The 23813-nt window shown below is 70.0% G+C and carries 23 protein-coding genes; 9 read left to right on the plus strand and 14 right to left on the minus strand.

Going from position 1 to position 23813, the window contains the following annotated elements; translation table 11 throughout:
* Positions 1-400: 400 nt before the first annotated feature.
* Positions 401-877: a GtrA family protein gene (locus tag AB0B45_RS25200; protein WP_358134784.1), complete on the minus strand. Its 477-nt coding sequence runs from the start codon at positions 875-877 to the stop codon at positions 401-403.
* 51 nt (positions 878-928) lie between these two features.
* Here AB0B45_RS25200 and AB0B45_RS25205 point away from each other — a divergent pair, with 51 nt between their 5' ends.
* Entirely contained in the window at positions 929-1054 is a 126-nt protein-coding gene (locus AB0B45_RS25205; RefSeq protein ID WP_358134786.1) for a hypothetical protein, read from the plus strand.
* A gap of 246 nt (positions 1055-1300) precedes the next feature.
* Here AB0B45_RS25205 and AB0B45_RS25210 read toward each other — a convergent pair whose 3' ends face one another.
* Positions 1301-1927 carry an NAD(P)H-binding protein gene (locus AB0B45_RS25210; RefSeq protein WP_358134789.1) on the minus strand — a complete coding sequence of 209 codons (627 nt, stop codon included), beginning with the start codon at positions 1925-1927 and terminating at the stop codon, positions 1301-1303.
* 31 nt (positions 1928-1958) lie between these two features.
* A complete protein-coding gene (locus AB0B45_RS25215; protein ID WP_358134792.1) occupies positions 1959-2417 on the minus strand; it encodes an SgcJ/EcaC family oxidoreductase in 459 nt (152 codons plus the stop codon).
* A gap of 498 nt (positions 2418-2915) precedes the next feature.
* Here AB0B45_RS25215 and AB0B45_RS25220 point away from each other — a divergent pair, with 498 nt between their 5' ends.
* Positions 2916-4418: a hypothetical protein gene (locus tag AB0B45_RS25220; protein WP_358134795.1), complete on the plus strand. Its 1503-nt coding sequence runs from the start codon at positions 2916-2918 to the stop codon at positions 4416-4418.
* Positions 4419-4467: 49 nt separating this feature from the next.
* Here AB0B45_RS25220 and AB0B45_RS25225 read toward each other — a convergent pair whose 3' ends face one another.
* The 6 genes from AB0B45_RS25225 to AB0B45_RS25250 form a co-directional block, all read right to left on the minus strand.
* Positions 4468-5241, minus strand: a complete 774-nt coding sequence (locus AB0B45_RS25225) for a GntR family transcriptional regulator (RefSeq protein WP_358134797.1) — start codon at positions 5239-5241, stop codon at positions 4468-4470.
* On the minus strand, positions 5238-7241 hold the full coding sequence (locus AB0B45_RS25230; protein WP_358134799.1) for a cellulase family glycosylhydrolase: 2004 nt from the start codon (positions 7239-7241) through the stop codon (positions 5238-5240). Before AB0B45_RS25230 ends, AB0B45_RS25225 begins: the two co-directional genes overlap by 4 nt.
* A gap of 2 nt (positions 7242-7243) precedes the next feature.
* Positions 7244-8266: an SIS domain-containing protein gene (locus AB0B45_RS25235; RefSeq protein WP_358134802.1), complete on the minus strand. Its 1023-nt coding sequence runs from the start codon at positions 8264-8266 to the stop codon at positions 7244-7246.
* Entirely contained in the window at positions 8266-9066 is an 801-nt protein-coding gene (locus AB0B45_RS25240; protein WP_358134805.1) for a carbohydrate ABC transporter permease, read from the minus strand. The genes AB0B45_RS25235 and AB0B45_RS25240 overlap by 1 nt, the downstream gene beginning before the upstream one ends.
* Complete coding sequence (locus AB0B45_RS25245; protein ID WP_358134808.1) at positions 9063-9830, minus strand: sugar ABC transporter permease; 768 nt, start codon at positions 9828-9830, stop codon at positions 9063-9065. The genes AB0B45_RS25240 and AB0B45_RS25245 overlap by 4 nt, the downstream gene beginning before the upstream one ends.
* Before the next feature lie 109 nt (positions 9831-9939).
* Positions 9940-11133: a sugar ABC transporter substrate-binding protein gene (locus AB0B45_RS25250; protein WP_358134810.1), complete on the minus strand. Its 1194-nt coding sequence runs from the start codon at positions 11131-11133 to the stop codon at positions 9940-9942.
* A 56-nt stretch (positions 11134-11189) separates the two neighbouring features.
* Here AB0B45_RS25250 and AB0B45_RS25255 point away from each other — a divergent pair, with 56 nt between their 5' ends.
* Positions 11190-12119 carry an ROK family protein gene (locus AB0B45_RS25255; protein ID WP_358134813.1) on the plus strand — a complete coding sequence of 310 codons (930 nt, stop codon included), beginning with the start codon at positions 11190-11192 and terminating at the stop codon, positions 12117-12119.
* 162 nt (positions 12120-12281) lie between these two features.
* Here the strand turns inward: AB0B45_RS25255 and AB0B45_RS25260 are convergent, their stop codons facing one another.
* Positions 12282-12815, minus strand: coding sequence for a DinB family protein (locus AB0B45_RS25260; RefSeq protein WP_358134816.1), 534 nt, complete (start codon positions 12813-12815; stop codon positions 12282-12284).
* Positions 12816-13087: 272 nt separating this feature from the next.
* Here AB0B45_RS25260 and AB0B45_RS25265 point away from each other — a divergent pair, with 272 nt between their 5' ends.
* The 3 genes from AB0B45_RS25265 to AB0B45_RS25275 all read left to right on the plus strand — a co-directional run bounded on the left by AB0B45_RS25265 (position 13088) and on the right by AB0B45_RS25275 (position 15415).
* Positions 13088-13939, plus strand: a complete 852-nt coding sequence (locus AB0B45_RS25265; RefSeq protein WP_358134819.1) for a leishmanolysin-related zinc metalloendopeptidase — start codon at positions 13088-13090, stop codon at positions 13937-13939.
* A gap of 84 nt (positions 13940-14023) precedes the next feature.
* Positions 14024-14464, plus strand: coding sequence for a GNAT family N-acetyltransferase (locus AB0B45_RS25270; protein ID WP_358134822.1), 441 nt, complete (start codon positions 14024-14026; stop codon positions 14462-14464).
* 9 nt (positions 14465-14473) lie between these two features.
* Complete coding sequence (locus AB0B45_RS25275; protein ID WP_358134825.1) at positions 14474-15415, plus strand: DNA polymerase ligase N-terminal domain-containing protein; 942 nt, start codon at positions 14474-14476, stop codon at positions 15413-15415.
* Between the two features lie 312 nt (positions 15416-15727).
* Here AB0B45_RS25275 and AB0B45_RS25280 read toward each other — a convergent pair whose 3' ends face one another.
* Together AB0B45_RS25280 and AB0B45_RS25285 are read right to left on the minus strand one after the other, a co-directional pair.
* On the minus strand, positions 15728-16570 hold the full coding sequence (locus AB0B45_RS25280; RefSeq protein WP_358134827.1) for a DMT family transporter: 843 nt from the start codon (positions 16568-16570) through the stop codon (positions 15728-15730).
* A complete protein-coding gene (locus AB0B45_RS25285) occupies positions 16570-17439 on the minus strand; it encodes an alpha/beta hydrolase (protein ID WP_358134830.1) in 870 nt (289 codons plus the stop codon). Before AB0B45_RS25285 ends, AB0B45_RS25280 begins: the two co-directional genes overlap by 1 nt.
* A gap of 92 nt (positions 17440-17531) precedes the next feature.
* Here AB0B45_RS25285 and AB0B45_RS25290 point away from each other — a divergent pair, with 92 nt between their 5' ends.
* Positions 17532-18068, plus strand: a complete 537-nt coding sequence (locus tag AB0B45_RS25290; RefSeq protein WP_358134833.1) for a MarR family winged helix-turn-helix transcriptional regulator — start codon at positions 17532-17534, stop codon at positions 18066-18068.
* Between the two features lie 127 nt (positions 18069-18195).
* On the opposite strand, the gene AB0B45_RS25295 is transcribed toward AB0B45_RS25290, so the two are convergent.
* Positions 18196-19098, minus strand: a complete 903-nt coding sequence (locus tag AB0B45_RS25295) for a zinc-binding dehydrogenase (RefSeq protein WP_358134836.1) — start codon at positions 19096-19098, stop codon at positions 18196-18198.
* Positions 19099-19144: 46 nt separating this feature from the next.
* Complete coding sequence (locus tag AB0B45_RS25300; RefSeq protein ID WP_358134839.1) at positions 19145-22036, minus strand: BTAD domain-containing putative transcriptional regulator; 2892 nt, start codon at positions 22034-22036, stop codon at positions 19145-19147.
* Between the two features lie 87 nt (positions 22037-22123).
* Here AB0B45_RS25300 and AB0B45_RS25305 point away from each other — a divergent pair, with 87 nt between their 5' ends.
* Entirely contained in the window at positions 22124-22633 is a 510-nt protein-coding gene (locus AB0B45_RS25305; protein ID WP_358134841.1) for an NAD(P)H-dependent oxidoreductase, read from the plus strand.
* A 31-nt stretch (positions 22634-22664) separates the two neighbouring features.
* Positions 22665-23813 carry an MFS transporter gene (locus AB0B45_RS25310; protein WP_358134843.1) on the plus strand — a complete coding sequence of 383 codons (1149 nt, stop codon included), beginning with the start codon at positions 22665-22667 and terminating at the stop codon, positions 23811-23813.

Here is a 23813-nt window from a genome sequence, read left to right on the forward strand (position 1 = left end):
GGGAGACCGCGGTGACGATGGTTCCGGTACGGGACCTGACCGCCTGGTGACCTCGTGGGCGGGCGCCGACCCGGCCCGATTGTCAGTGGCGGCAGGCAGGTTGCCGTTGATCACCTCAAGAGCGGGGATGGGGACCATGGCCACCTTCGTGTTGATCCACGGCGCAGCGGACGTCGGCTGGTACTGGCACCTGGTGGAGGCCGAGCTGCGTTCGCGCGGGCACGACGTGGTCGCTCCCGACCTGCCCTGCGACGACGACTCCGCGGGATTGCTCGAATACGCGGACACCGTGGTCGAGCCCGCGGTCGACAGCCGATGGACACGCAGGTCGGTCGCCGTCCTCGGCTGCCCGCACCGGCCGCTGGATCTTGGAGGACACCCCTGTCAACGCTTCGCCGTGCTAGCGGGGCTGGCCGACTTCAGGCAATTCGGCGGGGATGGGCTCGGTGGCCTCGAGGAAGACCCACCGCTTGTACGACCAGAACCTAAACAGCGTGCCCAGGCCGATGCCGATGATGTTGGCGATGTTCGTGCTGAGCGGGTCGGTCAGCTTGAGTGTGTAGCTGGTGAAGCCGATCACCAGCAGCCCGAACAGCAGCGCGATGCCGTTGAGCAGGAAGAACAGGAAATACTCCCGGCCGAGCCCGCTCTGCTCGCGGTCGCGGAAGGTCCAGAAGCGGTTGCCGGCGTAGGCGAAGGAGATCGAGATCGCCGCCGTCAGCACCTTGGACGTCAGCGGTCCCATACCGACGACCAGGTTGAGCAGGTTGAACATGCCCGTGTCGAGCACGAAGGCGAGGGCGCCGACGATGCCGAACTTTGTCAGCTCATGGACCATGGTGGCGAACCACCGGTAGAGGCGTTTCACGAACGTCACGTCTCGCCCTCAGTTCCTTTCGACCTTGGCTCACATCAGGCACGACCTCGAATGGCTGCCCCGAGCCTCACCCATCACACCATCCGCGCGACAGTTCCCGAGCCGGTTTCCGCCGATCTCGATCTCGATCTCGATCTCGATCTCGATCTCGATCTCGATGGCGCGTTGTCGTCGTGAGCTGACCGGTGGGGCGTGAGTCCCGACGGAGCAGTCACCGCCAGAGGTTCCGGCCGGGATGGCGGGCGCTGGGAGCACCGGCCGATGGTCCACGGGAGCCGCTCGACGGATCCGTCGCACGGGCTGAACGGGCGGCATGTCCTGGAGCGGCGCAAGGCGGCCTTTGCATGTCCTGAAGCGGCACGAGGCGGCTTTGGAGGAGACGGACACCACGGTGCGATACGTGACCGGGCGGCACGGGGCGGATTAGGAGGAGACGGCCACCGCGGTGCGGTAGGTGACCGGGTCGTCGAGGCGACTGAGGATGTAGGCGGCCAGGTCCTCGCGGGAGGTGCGGGTTCCGACGGCGTGCGTGCCGCCGATGCGGGCGCGTGGGCCGCCGGTTGACGGCCGGTCGGTGAGGCCGGTCGGGCGGACCGAGGTCCATTCCAGATCGGTGGCGGCCAGCAGCCGCTCCATCCTGAGCATGTCGGCGTAGGGATGGCGCATGACGCGGCGCAGCACGGCCGCGAACAGTCTCGTCCCGGGTCCCGCGTCGGTGGGCACCGCGACGCCGGCCGAGGACAGCACGATCAGCCTGCGGGTGTCCTCCATGGCCGCGACGATGGCGGCGGTGCCGTCCGAGTAGACGGTGGTGGGCCCGCGCCCGGTCGAGCCGAGGGCGGAGACGACCGCGTCGTGCCCTGCCAGCGCGCCTTTGAGGGAGCCGGGACTTAAGACGTCGCCGGCTCGGACGGTGAGGCGGTCGTGCCGTACGCCCAGGAGGTCGGGACGGCGGGCGATCGCGGTGACGTGGTGTCCGGCGGCGAGCGCCTGCTCCACGATGATCCGGCCGGTCCTGCCGGTCGCGGCCACGACGGCGATGGATGACATGACGGGGTTCTCCTCGATGTTCTCTCGCGGCTCAGCGGGTGGCGCGCGGCTTGGTGGCGGGCTGGAACCTGAAGGAGATGGCCTCCATGAGGTTCTGCCGCTTGGTCTTCTGGATGGCGGCGATGCGCCACTGGCCGTCGGGCTGGCGGACGACGGTGTAGGTCTGCACCTTGCCGAGCTTCTTGGGCTTGCTCTTGTAGACGTCGCCGTGGCTGACGACGACGGCGGTGTCGGGGCCGTAGAAGCGGATGTCGACGATCTTCATGGCCAGACGGGTGCCCTTGAGGAAGCTGTCGAACAGGGCCTGGTGGGCCCGGCCGATCTCCTCGCCGCCGCGGTAGACGGTGCCGACGAAGGTGACGTCGGTGGCGTCGGCGGTGAACAGCTCGCCGTAGGCGACGCCGTCGCCGCGGCCCCAGGCGTCACACGTCCGCTCCAGCAGAGCGCGAACGGCGGCGGTGTCGGTCTCGATGGCGTTGTTGTGGTTCATGTCACTACCCTTTCGCTCATTAGCTTCCTACGAGAAGATTCTGCTCAGAAGATTTATCTTCTCCGAGGAAGAGATTAGCGCAGAGCAGCGAGGTGTCAAGCCCGCACGGACCGGAACCGCCGACGCGCGATGGACGGCCGGAAACCCCGACCCGCTGGGAGGCACGTGGTGTGGATGGCGTCGCGGACGCTCCTGTGGCACCCCGGGACCGTGATGGGCGCGCCCGCCCACCGACGCACGCGGGGCTGAGACGGCCGGGGCCGCGACACCGGAAGGTTGGTCCGGCTCGAGGTGGTACGGCCGGCCCGCAGCCGCCGGCCTCCGTGGGCCTAGGGAGTTTCGAGCAACGATCACGGCCGGCGCGGTCCGTGCCCGCCTGCCGGAAGCCATGGCCGACCCGGAGCTCACACATCCGCGCAGAAAAGAAAGCGCCGCAATCCCTAGGACAAAAAGCATAGAAGCTTATAACGTTACATGCGATCGAAAGGAGATGATCACATGAGACGCGTACTGCTCGCTCTCAGCCTCATGGCCGCCACACTGGGCTCGGCCGTGCCGGCGCACGCGGCCGCCGGCACCGTGACCATGAAGTTCTACGACACGGCAGGAACCGGCACGGAGTTAAGCCAGTCCCAGGTCAAGGCCGTCATGCACGGCGACAAGGGATCCGACGGTGACGCCCTCGTCAACCCGACGACGCTGCAGGTCGTCAAGGAATGGCCGCTTCACACGGGCGGCACGCCGGCGCGGTGGCAGTTCGACATCCCCAGCCAGGCGGTGGGGCTGGCGGTCAACTGGCCCACCGCGCGCGGGTTCTCCACCGTCGTCATCGACAACGGCGGGGGTGGCTTCACCTCGGGAAAGACCGTCGTCTTCAACTACGAGGCCGCCAAGGACTCCAAGCGCAGGCTCGACGCGGCGCTCGCGGCGCGACCCGACTACACGCGTTCCACCGCCTTCGACACCGCCTACGCGAGGGCGGCGAGCAACCTCGGGTCCGCGGCCGCGGCGACGACGGACGCCGATCGCGGCAAGTACGGCCAACGGGCTCTCGACGCCGTGAACACCGCCAACGACCTGCTGCTCAGCGAGTACGGCCCGCGCTACGCCAAGCTCCACGGCACCGACCCGTGGATGGGCGTGACCGTGGACGACACGAAGAGCTACCCGAACTGGGCCAACCTGGCCGCCCAGCTCACCGAGCCGTTCGGATGGGTGCGGATCGTCTTCGACCCCGAGGTGGACAAGGGCAACATGTCGCACTACCGCTCGGCCGTCACCGCCGCCCACGAGGCCGGGTTGCGCGTCATCGGCCAGCCGCTGGACTCGGCGATCGCCAACAAATACTCGCGGGCCCGTTACCTCGACCGGATCAAGCTATATGTCGACGCCTACCCGGACGTCGAGGCGTGGGAGGTGGCCAACGAGATCAACGGTTGCTGGGTGGACGGTTACACCGATGCCGACGGCACCTGCGACGGCAGGCTCGTCTCCCCGGACGACAGGATCAAGAACAAGATCGCCGACGCGGCCGCCTATGTGCGGGCGACCCGGCCCGCCGCCAAGGTGATCGTCACCCTGTACTGGCAGCTGGGCACCGACAAGGCGCAGTGGTCGACGTTCAACTGGGCGCGCGCCAACCTGTCCGCCGCCGTCCGCCGGAACATCGACATCGTCACGCTCTCCTCGTACGTCGAGGACGCCCCGTTGGGACTCGCCTTCGACCAGGTGATGAACACGCTGCGGGCCGAGTTCCCCAGCCAGCGGATCGCGGTCGGCGAACTGGACTACTGGAGCGAGGACACCACCAAGGCGTACTGGGCGTTCGACAAGGCGGACACATCGGCCGCCCGCCGAATGGTGGCGTCGCACTATTACGCGGCCTCGCTCGGATACCCGCAGAGCCTCGGCGGGTGCTTCTGGTGGTACTTCATCCAGGAGGTACCCGACGATCCCGCCCTGCAGTCGGCCATCCGATCGGTGACCGACAAGCTGCGCTAGCCGGCTAGCGGTGGCGGCGCCCGCGCCGCGATCCAGCGCGGGCGCCGCTTCAGCGCAGGTGCAGCTCGGCGCGGGAGCCGTGAGCGGCGACCCGGTAGCGAGCCTTGTCTCCTCGCACCACGCTCCTGCAGTGTTCCACCGGCCTGCCGAACTGGTCGAACGCCACGAGTTCGATCAGCAGCGCCGGCTTGCCGCGTTTCTGGTCCAGCAGCTCCGCCTCGCGCACACCCAGGCCGACGGGCTCGATGGTCTCCTCCGCGTAGTCGAGCCGGGTGTCGTACCGTTCCGCGAGGAGCGTGTACAGCGACTCGTGGGCCAGGTCGGCATCGAGCAGCCCTGGGAACCTGGCGGCGGGCAGGTGCACCTGCTCCAGGACCAGCGGTTCGCCGTCGACGAGCCGCAGCCGCTCCACGTAGATGGTCTGCGTTCCGGCTTCGACACGCAGCGCCTCGGCGACGGCTCTCGGCGCGGCGTCGATGCTCGTGCTCAGCAGCCGGCTCGACGGGGTGAGCCCCGCGGCGTGCATCTCGGCGGTGAACGAGCCGAGCAACTGCAGGTTGCGCTCAACGGGCGACTCGGTGACGAACGTTCCCCGCCCGCGCATGCGCACCAGTCGCCGCTCGCGGGTGAGCTCGTCGAGGGCCCGCCGTACGGTGATCAGGCTGCAGTTGTAGAACTCGCACAGCTCGCGCTCGCCGGGCAGCCGATCACCCGGGCGGAGCGCACCTCGATCCATGGCGTCGCGCAGGTGCTGGTACACCTGGTAATGCAGGGGGATCGGCCCCTGTTGCAGCTCGACTCGCCGTGCGGTGAAGACGCTCACGAGTCCCACACAATCAGAGCCGCGCCGTGGCCCGCTACTCGCACGGCGTCGCCCGTCAGCGGAGTGGGCCCGTCCGGGCTGAGAACCTGCCTGGCTCCGGCTTTCTCAGGCAGGTGGAGCACGGCGTCCACCGGCTCGGGGCGGTGGTTCGTCAGGACCAGCATGCCGCCTGCTTCGCCGAAGAGCGCCCCGCTCGTGACGTTCGTGGCCCACGCTTCGTCGCGCGCGTCCGCCAGGTCCGCCAGTCCCTGGTAGAGCGCGGACCACCGGGGGAAGCGCCGGTGGCCGTCCGGGATCCTGGCGAGGAGCAACTCGACGGGATACGCGCATGTCACGGTCTGGCGATGGACGATGAGCGCGGGCGAGCCGCCGGCGTCCACCGCGATCACCCTGGCGTCGGGATCGGCGAGCGCCAGCCGTACACCTCTGGTGGTGAGATCGCCGTCGGCGGCGGGCAGGGTCAGCGCGTCGCCGGGCCGCAATGGACCCCACGGTTCCACGAAACGCAGCTCGACGGTGTCGCCGGCGGGCGCCCGGTCCACGATCGAGCAGCCCGAGAGCTCCGCCATCTCCGGTATCGCCACGTCGGCGGAGAGCGAGAGGTAGATCGTGCCAGTATGGTCGCGCGCGCCCTCCCAGTACGGCGTCCGCACGTGCCAAAGCGAGTTCGTCGTGGAGGCGAGCGGAGCCGGCAGCATCACCAGCCGCGCGTCCGGCCAGGCGTTGTCGAGCCGTTCCCGTGGGAACGCCACGGACATGCCCGCGCCCGCCGCCAGCACGAACGCGTTCAGCCACGACCGGACGAGCGGCTTGACGTCCCGTTCCGGCCGCCACGTCCGTTCGGCGGGCACGTACGGCCCGTGCGGCTCGTCCAGTCCGTAGGATGCGGGGTCGTACGGCGCCGCGTACTCGTGGGGCACCACGATCGCCGCCCGCGGCGCCGGCCCGCGAGCCGCGTACCGCGAGAGGTCCAGCTGTTCGAGCGTCGCCGCGAGCTCGGCGAGCACCCGGCCACGCGGCCGCACCTCGCCGGTCGCCTTCACCAGGCCGAACTGGGTCTCGTGCGGCATCCGCGAGTACGGCACGCGTCGGTACGCCGCGCCGGCGGCGTCCGTCCAGCACCACGACACGAACCCGATCGACCCGCGACCGAGCGCCGACCAGCAGAGCAGCCGGTCGTAGTCGCCGATGAGCGAGGGTGCGAACTGGGCCGAGGACGCGCCGAACTCGTGCAGCATCACCGGTTTGCCCGCCCCCGCCGCCAGGGCGGTCTCGAACGCGGCCGCGTGCGTCATCCGCGGATCGAGCAGTCCGTCGGGATACAGCTCGGGCGAGTAGATGGGATAGGGGTGAACGCAGGTGAAGTCCAGGTCGGCCGCCACCACGTCCGCGCGGAAGGGTCCGTGGTCCACGTCCTGGGAGGCGGTGCCAACGGTGATCAGATGGTCCGGATCCGCCGCCCGGAGCGCGCTCACCAGGTCACCGGTCCATGCCCGAGCGTCGTCGTCGGTCGTCCCGCTCACGGCCCAGAACGGCGGCTCGTCCGTCAGGTCCCAGGCGATGATCGCGGGGTCGGCCGCCCAACGCTCGGCGAACAGCCGCGCGTGCGCGGCCTGCAGCTCGCGCAGGGCGGGGTCGGCATGCGGGTTGCGCCCGTCGCGCCACGGCACGTCCCAGAAGGCGTCGCCGACCTCGCCACCGACGAAGAAGGTGGGGTGCAGCCAGAGGCCGTGGCGCCGCGCCGATTCGAGCACCTCGTCCAGGACCCGCAGGTGGGCGGTGTCCACGATCCCCGGTGAGGGTTCGATGGCAGCCCACAACAGGTCGATCCTGGCGATGTTCAGCCCGAGAGCGGCCATGCGCTCGAAGGCCGCGTCGAACGCCTTCGCGCCGACCCGCCAGGGCCAGTCCGGGCCTTCCGCGGGGACCACGTGGGCGCCGACCGGGATGACGGGGCGCCCGTCCGCGAGCAAATAGTGCGATCCGCGAGAAACAACCATGTCTACTCCCTCGTCGTTACCTTGGTTCCGACCGTGAAGCGGCCGGGATCACGCCCCTTGGCCACGGCGAGCCGCCAGGCGAGCAGGTGGAACGGAATGGCCGCGACCGCCGGCATCAGCAGCCGGGCGATCGGCTCGACCGGGATCACGGTCAGGCCCGCCGCGGACACGGGCGCGGACGCCAGCAGCGCGACGGGCGAGCCGTGGGCGGCGACCTCCATGGCCAGCGCCACGTCCAGGTCGAACGTGGCGGGCTCGGTCGCCACGACCGCGACCGCGAGATCGGGTCCTGCCAGCTCCAGCGGGCCGTGTCGGAACTCGGCCGCGTCCAGGCACTCGGCGGCGAACCCAGCCGCCTCCTTGAGTACCAGCGCGCCCAGGTCGGCCGCCGCCCTGGCTGTTCCGCGACCCACGAGAACCGCGCCTGACCGGTCTCCCGCCCAGCCGAGCATCTCGTCGGCCAGGTCGAGAGGCGACCGAAGCAGCCGTAGAGCGGCGGCGGCCGCCGTGGCGGCGTCGCCGCGCGGCACCCCCGTGATCATCGAGACAACGGCGTCGAGCACCGGGAAGGTGCCCGCGAAGGTCATGGTGGAGGGGCCGAACTCGGGACCGACCGCGGTGTCCAGCGCCACGGAGGCGGCGGCGGCGAGCGGGTTGTCCAGCCCGTTGGTGATGGAGACCAGGGTGGCGGGGGCGGGCTGGAGGGCCAGCCGTACCAGCTCCGCGCTGCGCCCGGACTGGCTGATCGCGATAAGCAGGGTGTCCGCGCCGAGCGCGGGGAGCCTGAAGTGCACCAGCTCGGCGGTGTTGATCGCGGCGGCGAGCACGCCGTGCGAGCCGAGCACGCTGGCCGCCGCCAGGCAGGCGTCGTAGGAGGCGCCCATTCCGGTGAGCACGATCCTGGCCGTCGCCGGATCGCGGGCGGCGAGCCGTACCAGCTGGTCCCGCTGGTCTTCGAGCGCGCGGGCCGCGCGCTCGATCGCGGCCGGTTGAGCGAGAATCTCGGCCATGAAGAGGTCGTCCATCAGCTGTCCTTTACTGCGCCCGCGGTCAGGCCCTCGACGAAGCGGCGCTGAAGCACCGCGAAGAACGCGACCATCGGCAGGATGGTGATCACTGAGCCGGCCATCGTGTCCGCCCAGCTGACGTTGTTCTTGCGGGCCAGCAGCGCCAGGCCGACCGGCAGGGTTCGCATCTCCTCGGAGTTGGTGATGATCAGGGGCCAGAGGAAGTCGTTCCAGGCCCCGAGGAAGGTGAAGATCGCCAGTGCCGCCATCGCGGGCTTGGCGACGGGGAACACGATCTTCCACAGGATCTGCGGCTCGCGGGCGCCGTCCAGGCGGGCGGACTCCAGTACGGCATCGGGGATGGACTGGAGGTACTGCCGCATGAGGAAGATCCCGAACACCTGGACGGCGCTGGGCGCGATCAGGCCGGCGTAGCTGTCCGTCGCGTTCAGACCGACCATGATGCGGTAGAGCGGGATCATGTTGACCTGGAAGGGCACCATCAACGTGATGAGCAGGGCCCAGAAGAGCACGGTACGTCCGCGGAAGCGCAGCTTGGCGAAGGCGTAGGCCGCGGCCGTGTCGAAGACGACATTGAGCACCACCACCGACGCGGTGACCACCGAGCTGTTCAGCAGGTAGCGGCCGAACGGGAGCTGGGTGAAGACATGGCGGTAGGCGTCGAGCGTCTCGGGGAGCGCCGCCGGGTCCCAGACGTGCGCGGGCGTCTTCAGCGAGGTCGTCACCATCCAGAGGAACGGCCAGGCCATCGCCAGCGCGGTGATCGACAGGACGCCGTAGAGAGCGAGCCGCTTCACCGGCGCTCACCCCTGAGTTGCAGAAAGGAGAACACGGCAAGGATGAGGAACAGGACGTAGGCGACGGCGGAGGCCCTGCCCAGTTCCAGGTCCTTGAAGCGATCGACCAGGTAGTACACCAGAGTGGTGGTCGAGCCCGCCGGGCCGCCGTGGGTCATGACGAACATCTGGTCGTAGGACTGGAAGCTGCCGATGATCCCGATGACGTAGACGAACAGGAGCGTCGGCCGCAGTCCCGGCACAGTGACGTGCCAGAACCGCCGCGCGTGTCCTGCCCCGTCCACGGCGGCCGCGTCGTACAGCTCCTTGGGGATGGACTGGAGCGCGGCGAGGAACACCACGGTTTCGAAGCCGAGTCCCTGCCAGATGCTGGCGGCGGCCACGCCGAGCAGCGACGTGCCGGGATCGGCGAGCCAGGCGTGGCCGGGCAGCCCGAACGGGCGCAGACCGGCGTTGAGCATGCCGTCCTCGTTGAGCAGCATCTTCCAGACCGTGGCCGTGACCACCAGCGACGTGGTCACGGGTAGGAAGTACACGGTCCTGAAGAAGCCGATGCCCCTGATGCGGCGGTTGAGGAGCAGGGCAGCGGCGAGGCCGAGAGCAGGGCCCACACCCATCCCCACAACAGTGAAGATCGTGGTGTTGACGAGCGCCTGGCGGAACCTGCCCGACGCCAGCAGCCCCGCGTAGTTGTCGAGGCCGACGAAGCTCGGGCTGCCCAGCCCGGTGTAGTCGGTCAGGCTCCAGTACGCCGAGACGACCATGGGGAGGTAGAGGAAGGCGATGGCCGCCAGCAGCGCGGGCGTGACCAGGAGATAGGGCGTTACATTCCACTTCCTCGGTACGGCTCGGCGGCGCGTGGCGGCGTGCCGCTCAGTCAGCGAGTAGATCGTCGACCTCCTTGGCCGCGTCCGTCAGCGCCTGCTGCGGCGTCTTCCTGTCGCGAAGCGCGGTGGTCACGCCGTCCTGGATGGCCCTGTCGATCTCGCTCCATTGCTTGACATACGGGTAGTGGCGGGCCCCGGCCAGCGCCTGCTGGAAGATCGGGAAGGTGACCTGTCCGCCGAAGTAGGGGTCGGGCGCGGCGAGCGCCGGGTCCTTGAGCGCGGCCTCCGTGGCGGGCGCGGCGCCGGCGACCGTGAAGACCTTGACCTGCTGCTCCGGCCGGAGCAGGAACTCGATGAACGTCCAGGCGGCCTCCTGGTGGCGAGAGGTCACCGGAATGGACAGGCCCGTGCCGCCGAGATAGCTGCCCGGCCGGGCGTCGATGGGCGCGGGGGCGACGGCCCACTTGCCCTTCTGCTCGGGAGCGCCCTCCTTGAGCACGCCCATCATGTACGGGCCGTTGAGGAACATCGCGATCCTGCCGTCCTTGATGCCGGCGATTCCGCTGGGGTCTCCCTGGTCCTCGCCCCAGTACACGCCGCCCTTTTTCAGCAGGGAGCGCAGGGCGGTGAGAGCCTTGACACCCTGGGGTCCGTGAAAGGCCGCCTTACCGTCGGCGAGGATGTCGCCGCCCGCCTGGAACAGGAACTGCGCGAAGTGAAAGGTGTCTGGCAGCACCTGGACTTTCCCCTTTTTGAGGGATTTGGCGGCTATTTCCAGCTCTGACCAGGTCTTCGGGGGTATCTTGATCAGGTCCTTGCGGTAGTAGAGGGCGTAGGCGTCGAAGTCATAGAGCGCGGTGACGTACCTGTCGCCGAACCTCATGGCGTCCCTGGCTCCTTCGCCGAAGCCCGTACCCGCGCCGTCGGGTAAATCGGCCAGCATCTTCTTCGCCGCGTACGCCGGGATCCACGTCATGTCCAGCGTCACGACGTCCGGCGCGGTGCCGCCGCCGACAGCCGTGGCGAACTTCTGCTGCAACGTGTCGTAGTCGTAGGCCTGGTAGTCCACCTTGATGTCCGGACGCACCTTGGCGAAGGCCGCGAGGACCGGTTTGATCGGGGTCGAGCTTCCGTAGTAGTCCCACACGGTGATGGTTCCGCCGGACTCCGGCCGGCCGGTCGACCCACAGGCCACCAAGCCGATCACCAGCGGTCCCGCGATCAGGAGCTTCCGGAGCATCTTTCCTCCGCGCGTGTATTGATTAGAAGCTTATGAGCTTCATAGCATTGGGCGCTGTGCTCATATCCGTCAAGCCCCTCACCCTGCCCGCCCCCTCTCTCGCCCCCGCCACCTGGTTGCTGGCGCTCGACATCGGGGGGACCCAGATCCGTTCCGCGCTGGTCAGCGGGGCCGGTGTCGTACAGAACCGGGTCTGCGCGCCCACCCCGGCTACCGACCTGCTGCCTGAGGTGATCCGGTGCGCCCGGGCCTCGCTGGCCGCACCGGTGGTGGCCGTGGCGGTGTCGGCGCCCGGCCCCCTCGACCGGCAGCGGGGTGTCGTCGCGACCTCGGCGAACCTGCCGGACCTCGCGCTGGCGGCACCGCTCACGACCGAGTTCGGGCTGCCCGTGGTGGTCGAACGGGACACGATCGTGGCAGCGCTCGCGGAAGGAACCTTCGGTACGGCCAGCGGCGTGCCCGATTTCGCCTATGTCACCGTATCGACGGGCATCGGATCGGCGATCGTGGCGGAGGGCCGCGTGCTGACCGGAGTCAGCGGGAACCTCGGAGAGATCGGGCACTTCCCTGTCGACCCGGCCGGGCCCCTCTGCGGCTGCGGGAACCGCGGCTGCCTGGAGGCTCTCGCCTCCGGCTCGGGAATCGCCGCGGCCGCCGGGACTCCCGGGTCCGCTCGCGAGATCGCCTTGCGCGCGCTGCGAGGGGATCCGTCCGCGGAGGCGGTCATGTCACGGGCCCGCGCCGCGTTCGCCCAGGGCATGGTCGGTCTGGTCAACGCCTACGACCCAGGCCTCGTCGTGGTCGGCGGCAGCGTGGCGCGCGGTCAGGGCGACCTGTACCTGGAGCCCGCTCGCGCGGCCGTCGCCCGCCACGCGTATGGACCGGCCGCGCGCGAGACCCGCATCCTCCCGTCCTGCCTGGGAGACGACGTCGGCCTGCTCGGCGCCGTCCCCCTCATCGCGCTGGCCGGCCCAGACCCCGCCTGAAGATCTGACCCCCGAAAAGGCCCTGGTAGTGCTTCGATAGGTTGATTTGATCTTGGTTCTGCGATGCCGCCCATCGTGCGGCGGCCCCCGTCGTCCCGAATGGGTAGGGTCTACTCAATTCCGGCTGGGTTCTGGTCGAGTTGGTCGTCGGGGCCGAGCCGTTCATTCACCCTTCTGGCCGTCGAGCAGTTCCCTGACCACGTCGAGTTGGCCGACGTGCCGCGCGTACTCCTGGAGCAGGTGGAAGAGGATGCGGCCGAGCGTCGGCGCCTGCTCGGGCGTCGGGAAGCGGCCGCCGACGCGGGCCCGGTCGTCCAGCGCGGCTTCGGCGATCAGGGCGCGCGACCGGCTCACCTCATCGTGGTAGGCGGCCAGGATCTCGCCGGCCGGTTGCCCGTTCGGCACGCCCCATTCGGCCTCGTCACCTCCGGGCGGGTAGGCCACGACGTTCTCGGCGGCGAAGCCCCAGCGGATCCACCGCCGCTCGACCCACCCGAGATGCTTGACCAGGCCCAGCGGCGACCACCCGAGCGGCTCGACCGGGGCGCGCAGCCGCTCGTCCGGCAACCCGGAGATCTTCCGCATCAGGGCATCGCGGTACCAGTCCAGGTAGCCGAGCAGCAGCTCGCGCGGATCGCTGACCTGGACCCCAGGGCCATCGAGAACCGCGGGCACTCTCTCGGGCGGCATCGTCATCTCTCGACCGTAACGCGCACCGGCCGACGCGGCCCGCGAGGTCGAGGTGGGGTGCCGGCCGGTCGCGGTACCGACCGGTCGCGATACCGGCCGGTCGAGGTGCCCGCCGGTCGAGGTGCCCGCCGGTCGAGGTGCCCGCCGGCGGGTGGGTCCGAGGCGACATCACCACGCTGTGCTCCAGGAGCAGCGGGATGAGTAGGGGCGTACTCAGGCGCGGTCCCCGGTCGTCGCGGACACTCCCCCTAGACGACATCTCAAGGAGATGGTGGAAGATGGACATCCATCTGGCGCGTGCCGACGCGCGGCGGGCAAAGGCGCTGGCGAACACCGAGTCGCCGTACACGATCGAGGTCCGCTTCCTCGGCGGGCTCAGCGAGACGCAGAAGGCGGCGTTCGCCGCGGCGGCCGATCGGTGGGCGCGGGTCATCGTGGGCGACCTCCCCGACGTTCAGATCCCGGCCCTGGAGGGCCTGCCGGACGGCATCGTGGCGGGCGAGCGGATCGACGACCTGGTGATCCTCGCGGAGGGCGCGAAGATCGACGGACCGGGGAACGAGCAGGGCAACATCCTCGGGCAGGCGGGGCCGCTGCTGATCAGGAACGGCAGCTCGCTGCCGGCGGTCGGCGTGATGCGGTTCGACACCTTCGACCTGGACCGGATGGAGGAGACGGGCCTGCTGCACGACGTGATCGTGCACGAGATGGGTCACGCGCTGGGGTTCGGCACGGTCTGGGGGCCGCTGGGGCTGGTGACGGGTCTCGACGGGCCCGACCCGATCTTCGTGGGGCCGGCGGCGAGCAGGGAGTTCGGGGTCCTGCTGGGGGCGGCGGGGCCGCATCCCGTGCCGGTGGAGAACGTCGGCGGGCCCGGCAGTGTGGGCGGGCACTGGAGGGAATCGGTGTTCGGGGTCGAGCTGATGACCAGCAGGGTGTCGCACCTCGGCAACCCGATCAGCAGGACCTCGGTCGCGGCGCTGGAGGACATGGGCTACCAGGTGGACATGGCGGCGGCGGAACCGTACGTGCTGCCGACCCAGCTGTTCATGGCCGAGGTCAGGGCGATGCGGGCGGAGGATGCTCCGACGTGCACGGTCGCGCACCCGGAGCCGATCGCCTCCATCTGAGCGGCAGGCCGGGGAGCCGCGCGACTCCGATGGCCGTGAGTCCTCACGCGTCCAGGGGACGTGGCGGGCTGGGATACTCACCGCATGCGGATGGATGATCTCGAGCCCGACAAAACCCTTCTGGACCTGCAGCACGCCGCCTACGCCGTGGAAGCGGCGCTCATCGGTGACGACCGCATCCCGCCCCTGCGCGAGTCGCTCGATGAGCTCCTCGCCGCTCCGCTGGCGTGGCGGGGCGCGTTCGACGACGACGGCACGCTGGTGGGCGCGGTGGCGTGGACGGAGACCGAGGATCTGCTCGACATCGACCGCCTCGTCGTCGATCCGCGAGCGCACCGGCGGGGCATCGGGCGGGCGCTGGTCGGCGAACTGCTCGACAGGGCGGGCGCGAGGACGACCGTCGTCTCCACCGGTCGCGACAACGTTCCGGCGCGGACGCTCTACGAGCGGCTCGGCTTCACCAGGGTCGAGGATCTCGAGGTGATTCCCGGCCTGTGGATCACCAGGTACGAACGTAACGGGTAATACCACCTCGTGGCCGACAAGCTGGAGCGGTATCGCGGCAAGAGAGACCCGTCGAAGACGCCTGAGCCGGTGCCCGACGAGGCGCCCGAGCCGAGGGGCGACGACACGTTCGTCATCCAGGAGCATCACGCCCGGGCGCTGCACTGGGACCTGCGGCTGGAGCGCGACGGCGTGCTGGCCTCGTGGGCGATACCGAAGGGCCTGCCGGAGGACCCGGCGACCAACCATCTGGCGGTGCGGACCGAGGACCATCCGATGGAGTACTCGGCGTTCGAGGGCGAGATCCCGCGCGGCGAGTACGGCGGCGGCACGATGACGATCTGGGACCGCGGCACCTATGAAACGGAGAAGTGGTCCGACCGCGAGGTCAAGGTGGTGCTGCACGGCGAGCGGGCGCAGGGCAGGTTCGTGCTGTTCCGGACGCGTGGCAAGAACTGGATGATCCACCGTATGGATCCGCGGCTGCGGGATCCGCTGCCCGAACTCGCCCCGATGCTCCCGGTGCGCCGCGCGAAGGTGCCGAAGAACGCCGAGGAGTACGCGTTCGAGTTCGCGTGGGGCGGGCGCAGGACGCTGGCGCCGATCGAGGGCGGGCGCACGAGCGTGCCGCTGCTCAGGCCGCTGGCCGAGCGGTTCGGCAGCCGTACGGCGGTGCTCGACGGCGAGATCGTCGCCCTGCAGGGCGATGAGGTGTTCATCGCCTACGACCTGCTCTACGACGACGGCCGTTCGCTGGTCGCCGAGCCGTACAGGAAGCGGAGAGCGGCGCTGGAGGCACTGGAGATCGCCGGCGCCCGGTGGCAGACCGCGCCCGCGTGGCCCGGCCGGCCCGCCGCGGTACGGCAGGCCGCCCGCGACCAGGGCCTGCCAGGGATGGTGGCCAAACGTCTCGACTCGCCCTACGAGGAGGGCGAGTCGAAGGCCTGGATCTTCGTGCCCGCCGGCGCGTGACGGCCGCCGCAAGACTTGAGGGCGTCGTCGCGGCCGCAGACGAACCGGATGTGGTCGTCGGCGGCGAGGGCGGCCAGCCCGCCCCCTCCCACCGGCACCAGCAACGTGGCCACCCGGTCGGCCTGGGCGAGGATCTCCGCGGCGACGGTGCCGCCCCCGCGAGTGCGCGCTCGATCTCCCCGGTGAAGTCGGATGAGGTGACGGGGGCGTCGCCGTCGGAGGCGTACTGGCCGGCTGTGAATGCCGTTGCCCCGCCTGGTTTGGTGAGGCCACCACCGAGAACTCTTGCTGGTCTGTGTTCGTCTGAGTCGGTTACGTCAGGGAGATGGCCAGTACTCCGATGAGTGAGGTGGCGATTCCTGCCTGCTGGGCTCGTTTGAGCTGCTCGTTGAGGAGGATTCGTGCCAGGGCGATGGTGATGATGGTGTGCAGCGAGCCGAGCACGGCGACGATGCCGACGAGGCCGAGGGTCGAGGCGGCGGCGTACAGGAAATCGCCCGTGATGATGAGGACTCCGATCCCGGCGATCACGGGTAGATCGGTCATCGGCACAGTCGGGCGATGGCGTTTGAGGATGACGACGGTCGCGATGGCGGCCACCGCGGCGAGGCGGGCCGTCAGCAGCGCCCAGCCGACGTCGCCCTCGCTGGCGCTGTCCATGGCGAAGAAGAAGGTCCCGAAGCCGAACGCCGCCAGCAGGCCGTACAGCATGCTCGGCAGCGACAGGGAGCTCGAGGCCTGGTCACCGCCCGGCCGCCCCGAGGTGATGATCAGCCCAATGAGGGCCAGCGCGAGCCCAGCCCACTGGATCGGGCCCGGAATCTCACCGGTCGCCAGCCCCGCGACCAGCGGGACCATCGGCGCGGTCGCCGCGACAGGAGCGACGATGCTCATCTTGCCGACGGCCAGGCCGCGGTACAGGGCCGCGACACCGACCACCTCGCCCAGTCCGGCGGCAGCGGCGCAGCCGAGGGAGGCCGCGTCCGGCGGGCTCGCGCCTCGCACCACCACGATGACCGTGAGCAAGGCCAGGGCGGTGACCTGTGAGGTGAGCAGCACCGATAACAGGGGGGTCTTTCGACTCTTCAGCCCCCCGAGGAAGTCCGAGGTCCCCCAGGCGAGGCTCGCACCGAGGGCTAGTGCGATGGCGAGCATCAGCGGGCTTTGGTGTGATCGAGGATGGCGGGGACGACGGTGTCCCACTGGGCGCGGGGGAAGACCTCGTGGCCGGTCTGCTCCATCGCCACGAAGCTTGCGCCGGGGATCTCCTTGGCCAGGGCGCGGCCGTGCTCGATGGGGAACAGCGGGTCTTCGGTGCCGTGCAGCACCAACGTCGGCGCGGTGATCTGCCCGAGCCGGCCTCGCCACGGCTCCCCGGCGTCGATCATGTACGGGTTGGTCAGCTGGGCGGCGATGTTCGCTGTGCGGTCGACCACACGGGTGGCCACGGCCCGCATGCCCGCCTCGTCGAACGGCCTGGAGGCGGCGGCGAACGGGCGCTCGGCCTCCACCAGGTACTCGATGACGCCGGTCCGGTCGGCCCAGTCGGGCCCGGCGGCCTCCTCGGCGAACAGGGCCTGGAGCTCCGCCGACGTTTGCGGCAAGTCCGGGTGCTCGTGCCCGGGTCCGCCGGGCGTGGAGGAGGCGAGGGTGAGCGAGGCGACCCGGCCGGGGTGATCGAGCGCCAGAAGCTGACCGATCGCCGCGCCCTGCGACATGCCGACGACGTGGGCGCCGATCAGGCCGAGGGCATCGATCAGGCCAGCGGCATCGGCGACCAGGTCGCGCAGCCCATACGACGGCGCTCCCGCCGGGTAACTCGTCGACAGACCGGCGTCCCGGCTGTCATAGCGGATGACGTATCGGCCCCCGGCCACCAGTCGCTGGACGAAGTCCTCTTCCCAGGCCAGCAGTGAGTGACCTGCGCCATGGACCAGCAGGATCGCCGGATCTACAGGTCGCCCGAAGGACTCCGTGCTCAGCTCGACTCCGTTGGACTTGATCACGTGCTGCTCTATCGGCATCACGGACACCCTTCACTATATTCGTTACGTGTAACGGAGATGGTAGAGGCAAGACTCGTTACATGTCACGAGAATTCTTTACACTGATTCACATGACGAGACCGCGACAGCAAGACGAGACCGCGCTCCAGGCCTGGGCGGCCTACCGCAGGCTGCACCTGCTCGTGGACGCGGAGATCGCGCGTGACCTGGAGCGGGACGCAAACCTGTCGATGGCCGACTACGACGTGCTGGACGCCGTGGCGGCGATGTCCGACGGGGAGCACTGCATTCGGGTGAACGGTCTCACCGCCCGGATGAACTGGGCCCACAGCCGGCTGTCCCGCCAGCTCGGCCGGATGGAACGGCGAGGGCTGATCGCCCGCCAAGCCTGCGAGCTCGACGGCCGCGGCGACGACATCGTGCTCACCGAGTCCGGCTGGCAGGTCTACGCAGAGGCCGCCCCGGCCAATCTCGCCTCGATCCACCGCCACTTCACCGAGTCGCTGTCCGCACAGCAACTCGAAGCCCTGATCGGCATCGAGCAGACCATCGCCCGACGCCGGAGCGGCAACCGGCGCTCCAGCGAAACGACGCCATCACCGGCAGAACCGCCCCCACCAGCACGCCGAAGCTCCGGACCCCGATAACAAGCGTCTGTCGACACCCGTGCTCGACGGCACGCTGGCGGCCGGAGCCACCCGGCCTGGCACCAACCCGCGGCCCGCGCCCGCGAGCTCGCCGAGCAGATCCTCGTGACCTCCCAGGACTTGTCTCTCAAGGGAGGGTGAGGACGGCCTTGCCCTGGACTCGGCGGGTCAGGAGGGCGTCCGCCGCGGCCATGGCCTGGTCCCACGGGCCGCGCCAGCCCACCTGAGCATCCAGCTCACCCCTGGACAGGAGGCCGACGAGCTCGGCGAGGTCGTCGGCGAAGGGGGTGCTCACGTTGAAGTTCTCGATCCGTCCGCGCAAGGAGCGGCTCCCGGCCTCCTCGAAGTCGATCATCGTGGGCTCCTTGGCGGCCCTCCCGACGGCCTGGATCACGCCATCGTCCTCCAACCGGTAGAACGCCTCGGCCAGCTGCTGCCCGCCCACGGTGTCCAGCACGCCGTACACCCGGCCGCGAAGGTTGGCGGGACCGAGCACCACCTCGGCCGCGCCCAGCTCCGGCAGTCCCTCGGCCCGCGACGCACTGCCGACGGAGGCGATCACGTGCGCCCCCGCACGGGCGGCCAACTGAACCGCGTATCTGCCGACGCCGCCCGACGCCCCGGTGACCAGCACTCTGCGCCCTCGCACCGAGCCGAGCCGCCGCACCGCCTGGAGCGCGGTAACACCCGCGACCGGCAGGGCGGCGGCCAAGGCTAGATCGACGTCGTCCGGTACGACGGCCAGCTCAGCGGTGTCCACGGCCCGCAACTCGGCCCACGCCCCTGACCAGCCGAACGTCACCACACGGGTGCCCACAGCGGGCCCCGAACCGTCGGCGGCCGCCCGCACGACCACTCCGGCCGCATCCCAACCCGAGACGTGATCGGGCCGAATCTGCGCGGATCTGAAGGCGATCTCCCCGAAGTTGAGAGAAACGGCCGACACCTGGACGAGCACCTGTGCGGGCGACGGGACCGGGTCGGGAACGACGCCGAAGGACAGATCAGGGTTGAAGATCAGTGCTTTCATGTGTCCCACTCTGCCGACCGCCACGCACGGTTCGCTGATGGTCGCCTTACGACCCGGCCGCGATCAGGTCGCGGATGCGGTCCACATCGCCACGTTCGCCAGGTGGCAGCGGTGCGCCGACCGACTCCCTGAGCGCCGCCGCCTCCGCCAGCAGCCGGGCCGCCTCCTCGTACGAGCCCTCCAACGCCGCCACCTCGGCCAGCCCCTCCTGCGCCAACGCCACCGAGCGCGGATCGCCGACCTCGCGAGCGGCGGCCAGCCCTTCCAGGTGCAGCGTCCGGGCGTCAGCCGTCTCCCCCCGCCCGGAGGCGATGAACCCCAGCTCGGCCAGGATCAACGTCACCCCGTAGAACGGCACCCCAAAGTCGGTTTCCAGCCGCCGATTCCATTCCAACGACTCGAGGAACAGCTCTTCGGCCCGATCAAGGTCACCCGATCGGCGGGCCACCAGCCCGAGCCCCACCCGGGCGAACTCCTCGGCGAACTTGTTGGCCTGCTCGCCAGCCAGCCGCATCCCCTGCTCGTGGAATTCGGCGGAACGCTCCAGCTCGCCGGTCAGCAAGGCGATCCGCCCCAGGCTGGACAGGCGGTACGACACGTCCGTCCACAACCGCAGATCCTCCGCGATCCGCAGCCCCTTCCGATGGAGCCGGTCGGCGCGCGCGTAGTCGCCGGTGACCTCCGCCAGGTAGCCCAGCATGTCCGAGGCCTGGAGCTGCCCCCATCGATCTCCCAGCTCACCGAAGATCGCCATGCTTTGGGCGCCGCTGCTCGCGGCCAGGTCGAAGTCGCCTTGGAACATCGCCTGCTTGGTACGGCTCGCCAGCGCCGCCGCCTCGCCCCAGCGATCGTCCAGCATCCTGAACTGTGCCAACGCCTCGTCCAGCAACCCCACCGCCGTGCTCACGTCCCCGAAGTGCAGGCAGGCGTGCGCAAGGAACCAGCGTGACCTGGCGTCGGGGAACTCCGTCGAGTCGATACGGCCGGCGCCCGCCAGCATCGCGAACCCCGAACCCCAAGCCGTCCCCTTGGTGTGCCGATACCCCTCCTGATGTCTGCCCCGCAGGTACCAGTACCAGGTCAGCGCCTCGACCAGTCGCGGGGACCCCGCCGAGTCCAACACCGCCCTGAGGTTGAGCACCTCCTCGTCCAGCCGCCCCAGCCATTGCCGTTGGGCGCTGCCGTACAGGTGAGGCGCGGCCCGCACGGCGAGCTCGGTGTAGTAGGCGTCCCTGACTCGAATCACCGGATCGTCCTGGTCGAGCCGCTCCAGGCAGTAGGCCGCCACACTCTCCAGCAGCCGGTATCTGGGCGCGCCCGTCACCATCGACCTGCTCACCAACTGGTCGAGCAGGTCGAGATCGACCCCAACCGCCTCGGCCGCCTCCAGCGTGCAACCGCCCGGATGGATCGCCAGTGCCAGCATCGCCGAGCGCTGCGGCTCGGTGAGCTGCTCCCAGCTCCAGTCGATCACCGCCCGTAGCGTCTGCTGCCGGGCTGGCCGGCCCCGCCCTGCTCCGGCCAGCAGCCGGAACCGGTCGTCGAGCCGCTCGGCCACCCCCCGCACGCCCAGCGCCCGCACCCGTGCCGCCGCCAGTTCCAACGCCAGCGGCAACCCGTCCAGCCGCCGGCAGATCGCCTCGACCCACGGCGCGCTCTCGGCATCCGGCGACGAGCCCGAGCGCTCCACGAACATCGCGACCGCGCTCGCCTCGTCCAGCGGCGGCACCACGAAGAGCGCCTCGCCCGGCAGGGCCAGCGGCTCCCGGCTGGTGGCGAGCACCCGCACCCCTGGCGCCGTCCGCAGCAGCAGTTCCACCAGCGCGGCCACCTCGCCGACCAGGTGCTCGCAGTTGTCGAGCACAAGCGCCAGCCGCTGCCCGCGCAGCGCGTCCGCCAGCCGGTTCGCCAGATCCGGCACAGGCACCTGAGAAGGCGAGGAGGTCTCGTCCCGCACGCCCAAAGTGGCAGCGACCAACTCGGCCACCTGCCCGATGGCCCCGGCGAGCTCCACCAGCCACACGCCGCCGGGGAGCTCGACCGAAGACGCGACGGCCAGCGCCAACCGGGTCTTCCCCACCCCGCCCGGACCGGTCAACGTGACCAGCCGAGAGGAATCCATCAGTGCCCGTACCTCCGTCACCGCCTCGTCCCTGCCCACGATCGAGGTGACCGGCGAGGGGATGTTCGTCAAGGACGACACAGGCGCGGGCGCCAGCGCCGGATCCTGCACCAGGATCGCCTGATGTAGCGCGACCAGCTCGGGACCCGGATCCAGGCCCAGTTCGTCGGCCAGTTGCGCACGAAGCTCGGCGTACCCGGCCAGTGCCTCGCTCTGCCGCCCTGACCGGTACAACGCGCGCAGATGAGCCGCCCGCAACCGCTCCCGGAGAGGATGCTCTGCCACCAGCTCCCCCAGCTCGTCGGCCAGGCGGCTGTGTTCGCCGAGTGCGAGCCGTACCTCCGCCTGCTCTTCGAGCGCCGTCAGGCGCTGTTCGTCGAGACGGGCGGCTGCGGCGTGCGCGAAGGAATCGCGGAAATCGGCGTAGGCGGGACCGCGCCACAACGCCAGCGCGTCGGACAGCAGGTCGGCCTTTGCCCGCAGATCCTCGCTCGCCAGCGCACCGGCGAGCAGACGAGCGAACTGGATGGCGTCCACCGAGTCACTGACCAGGGAGTATCCGGCCGGCTGATAGGCCACCAGCTGCCGATCACCCAGCGCGCGACGTAGCTGGGAGACCTTGGTCTGCAGCGTGTTGGCGGGGTTGCCCGGCAGTTCCTCGCCCCACAGATCGTCCAGGAGCCGATCAGCCGACACCGGCCGCCCCTCGTGCACCAGCAGGTCGGCGAGCAGCGCGCGGACCTTCAGCTCGGGAACGCGTATGGGCGTCCCGTCTGACGCCCACACCGAAAGCGGACCAAGCACCCCAAATCGCATCAGGCAAGGCTATCCCTGGTCGACCCCCAGCCGATCGTGCGTGGCATCAGCACAGTGGAGCCCGTCACCGAAACGAGAGGAGGCGGGATGCGACTCGCGATCATCATCGGCAGCGTACGGCAGGGCAGGTTCGGCCCCACCGCGGCGGCCTGGTTCCACACCAGGGCGTGCCGCCGAGACGACCTCGACGTAGATGTCATCGACCTGGCCGAGGCCTGGCTGCCGGCGGTCATGCCCGCGAGATTTCCCGCCTTTCCGGCGGAGGGCCCCGCAGGGCCGCCCGCCGTGGAGAGTCTGCGGCCCTGGCTGGCCGAGGCGGACGCGTTCGTGGTCGTGACACCGGAGTACAACCACAGCTTCCCCGCCTCACTCAAGAACGCCATCGACTGGTACCGCGAGGAGTGGCGGGGCAAACCCGTCGCCTTCATCTCCTACGGCGAAGCCAGCGGCGGCCTGCGGGCCGTCGAGCAGCTACGCCCGGTCTTCACCGCGCTCGAAGCGGTGATCGTCGAGGAGACCGTCGCCTTCTACCACCACCGACCCCCCGCAGATCTGGACGCCGAGGGCCTGCTCGACGCCTTGAGGAGAACGTCATGAACGCCAACCCTGAGAACCAGGTCAGGCTCTGATGAGCACCATCGTCACTCGGACGGGCTGGCTCGCGGTTCTCGCGGTGACCCTGGGGATCTTCTCCCTGATGACCTCCGAACTGCTGCCCGTGGGCCTGCTCACCCCCATCAGCTCAGCTCTGGGCGTCTCCGAGGGGACGGCCGGGCTGATGGTGACCGTCCCCGGCCTGCTCGCCGGGATCTCCGCGCCAGTGATCACCGTGTCCGCCGCCCGGGTGGACCGGCGGGTCCTGCTGGCCGTACTGACCGGCCTCATGGCGGTCGCCAACCTCGTCAGCGCCATCGCGCCGAACTTCACCGTCATGCTCGTGGCACGGCTGGCGATCGGGGTGAGCGTCGGCGGCTTCTGGGCGATCGCCGGCGGCCTGGCCGTACGGCTCGTGCCTGACCGGCACGTCGCCCGGGCCACCGCGGTCGTCTTCGGCGGGGTCTCCACCGCCTCCGTCGTCGGCATCCCTGCCGGAACGCTGATCGGCGACTTCGGCGGATGGCGCGCCGCCTTCGCGGCTGTCGGGTTCCTCGGCCTGGTCGCGGTGGCCGCCCTGCTCACCCTGGTGCCGCCGCTGCCGTCGACGCACTCGGTCACCTTCGGCGCCCTGCCCGCGCTGCTGCGCGGCAACAAGGGCGTACGGATCGGTGTGCTCATCACCTTCTTGCTGGTCACCGGGCACTTCGCCGCCTACACCTTCATCCGACCTGTGCTGCACGACACGGCCGGAATCGACAGCGGCGCGATCGGCGCGCTGCTGATGGCATACGGCGTGGCCGGCGTCGCCGGGAACTTCGTGGCGGGCTCCAGGGTCTCCCGCCACGTGCGAGGCACCCTTCTGATGATCTCCATCGCGCTCGCGGCCGTCATGGCGCTGTTCGCCCTACCCGGTCATGGGCCGGTATCGGGGACCGTCGTGCTGGTCGCGTGGGGCCTGGCCTACGGCGCCGTCTCGGTGAGCCTGCAGACCTTGATGCTCCAGGCGGCGCCCGACGCCGGGGACACCGCCTCGTCGTTGTTCGTCGCGGCCTTCAACCTGTCCATCGCGCTCGGTGCCCTGATCGGCGGCCTGGCCGCCGACGGCATCGCCACCACCGCCGTCCTCTGGGTCGCAGGCTCCCTTGCCCTGCTCACCGCCCTGACCACCAAGCGTCTTTGA

Source organism: Nonomuraea sp. NPDC049152 (assembly GCF_040648355.1).
GTDB lineage: Bacteria > Actinomycetota > Actinomycetes > Streptosporangiales > Streptosporangiaceae > Nonomuraea.

What these genes read in the sequence shown, in the direction of transcription:
- AB0B45_RS25205 (WP_358134786.1), top strand. Translation starts at nt 929, where the DNA reads ATGGCTGCCCCGAGCCTCACCCATCACACCATCCGCGCGACAGTTCCC.
- AB0B45_RS25210 (WP_358134789.1), bottom strand. Translation starts at nt 1,927, where the DNA reads ATGTCATCCATCGCCGTCGTGGCCGCGACCGGCAGGACCGGCCGGATC.
- AB0B45_RS25215 (WP_358134792.1), bottom strand. Translation starts at nt 2,417, where the DNA reads ATGAACCACAACAACGCCATCGAGACCGACACCGCCGCCGTTCGCGCT.
- AB0B45_RS25220 (WP_358134795.1), top strand. Translation starts at nt 2,916, where the DNA reads ATGAGACGCGTACTGCTCGCTCTCAGCCTCATGGCCGCCACACTGGGC.
- AB0B45_RS25230 (WP_358134799.1), bottom strand. Translation starts at nt 7,241, where the DNA reads ATGGTTGTTTCTCGCGGATCGCACTATTTGCTCGCGGACGGGCGCCCC.
- AB0B45_RS25235 (WP_358134802.1), bottom strand. Translation starts at nt 8,266, where the DNA reads ATGGACGACCTCTTCATGGCCGAGATTCTCGCTCAACCGGCCGCGATC.
- AB0B45_RS25245 (WP_358134808.1), bottom strand. Translation starts at nt 9,830, where the DNA reads ATGGTCGTCTCGGCGTACTGGAGCCTGACCGACTACACCGGGCTGGGC.
- AB0B45_RS25250 (WP_358134810.1), bottom strand. Translation starts at nt 11,133, where the DNA reads ATGCTCCGGAAGCTCCTGATCGCGGGACCGCTGGTGATCGGCTTGGTG.
- AB0B45_RS25260 (WP_358134816.1), bottom strand. Translation starts at nt 12,815, where the DNA reads ATGACGATGCCGCCCGAGAGAGTGCCCGCGGTTCTCGATGGCCCTGGG.
- AB0B45_RS25265 (WP_358134819.1), top strand. Translation starts at nt 13,088, where the DNA reads ATGGACATCCATCTGGCGCGTGCCGACGCGCGGCGGGCAAAGGCGCTG.
- AB0B45_RS25270 (WP_358134822.1), top strand. Translation starts at nt 14,024, where the DNA reads ATGCGGATGGATGATCTCGAGCCCGACAAAACCCTTCTGGACCTGCAG.
- AB0B45_RS25280 (WP_358134827.1), bottom strand. Translation starts at nt 16,570, where the DNA reads ATGCTCGCCATCGCACTAGCCCTCGGTGCGAGCCTCGCCTGGGGGACC.
- AB0B45_RS25285 (WP_358134830.1), bottom strand. Translation starts at nt 17,439, where the DNA reads ATGCCGATAGAGCAGCACGTGATCAAGTCCAACGGAGTCGAGCTGAGC.
- AB0B45_RS25290 (WP_358134833.1), top strand. Translation starts at nt 17,532, where the DNA reads ATGACGAGACCGCGACAGCAAGACGAGACCGCGCTCCAGGCCTGGGCG.
- AB0B45_RS25295 (WP_358134836.1), bottom strand. Translation starts at nt 19,098, where the DNA reads ATGAAAGCACTGATCTTCAACCCTGATCTGTCCTTCGGCGTCGTTCCC.
- AB0B45_RS25300 (WP_358134839.1), bottom strand. Translation starts at nt 22,036, where the DNA reads ATGCGATTTGGGGTGCTTGGTCCGCTTTCGGTGTGGGCGTCAGACGGG.
- AB0B45_RS25305 (WP_358134841.1), top strand. Translation starts at nt 22,124, where the DNA reads ATGCGACTCGCGATCATCATCGGCAGCGTACGGCAGGGCAGGTTCGGC.
- AB0B45_RS25310 (WP_358134843.1), top strand. Translation starts at nt 22,665, where the DNA reads ATGAGCACCATCGTCACTCGGACGGGCTGGCTCGCGGTTCTCGCGGTG.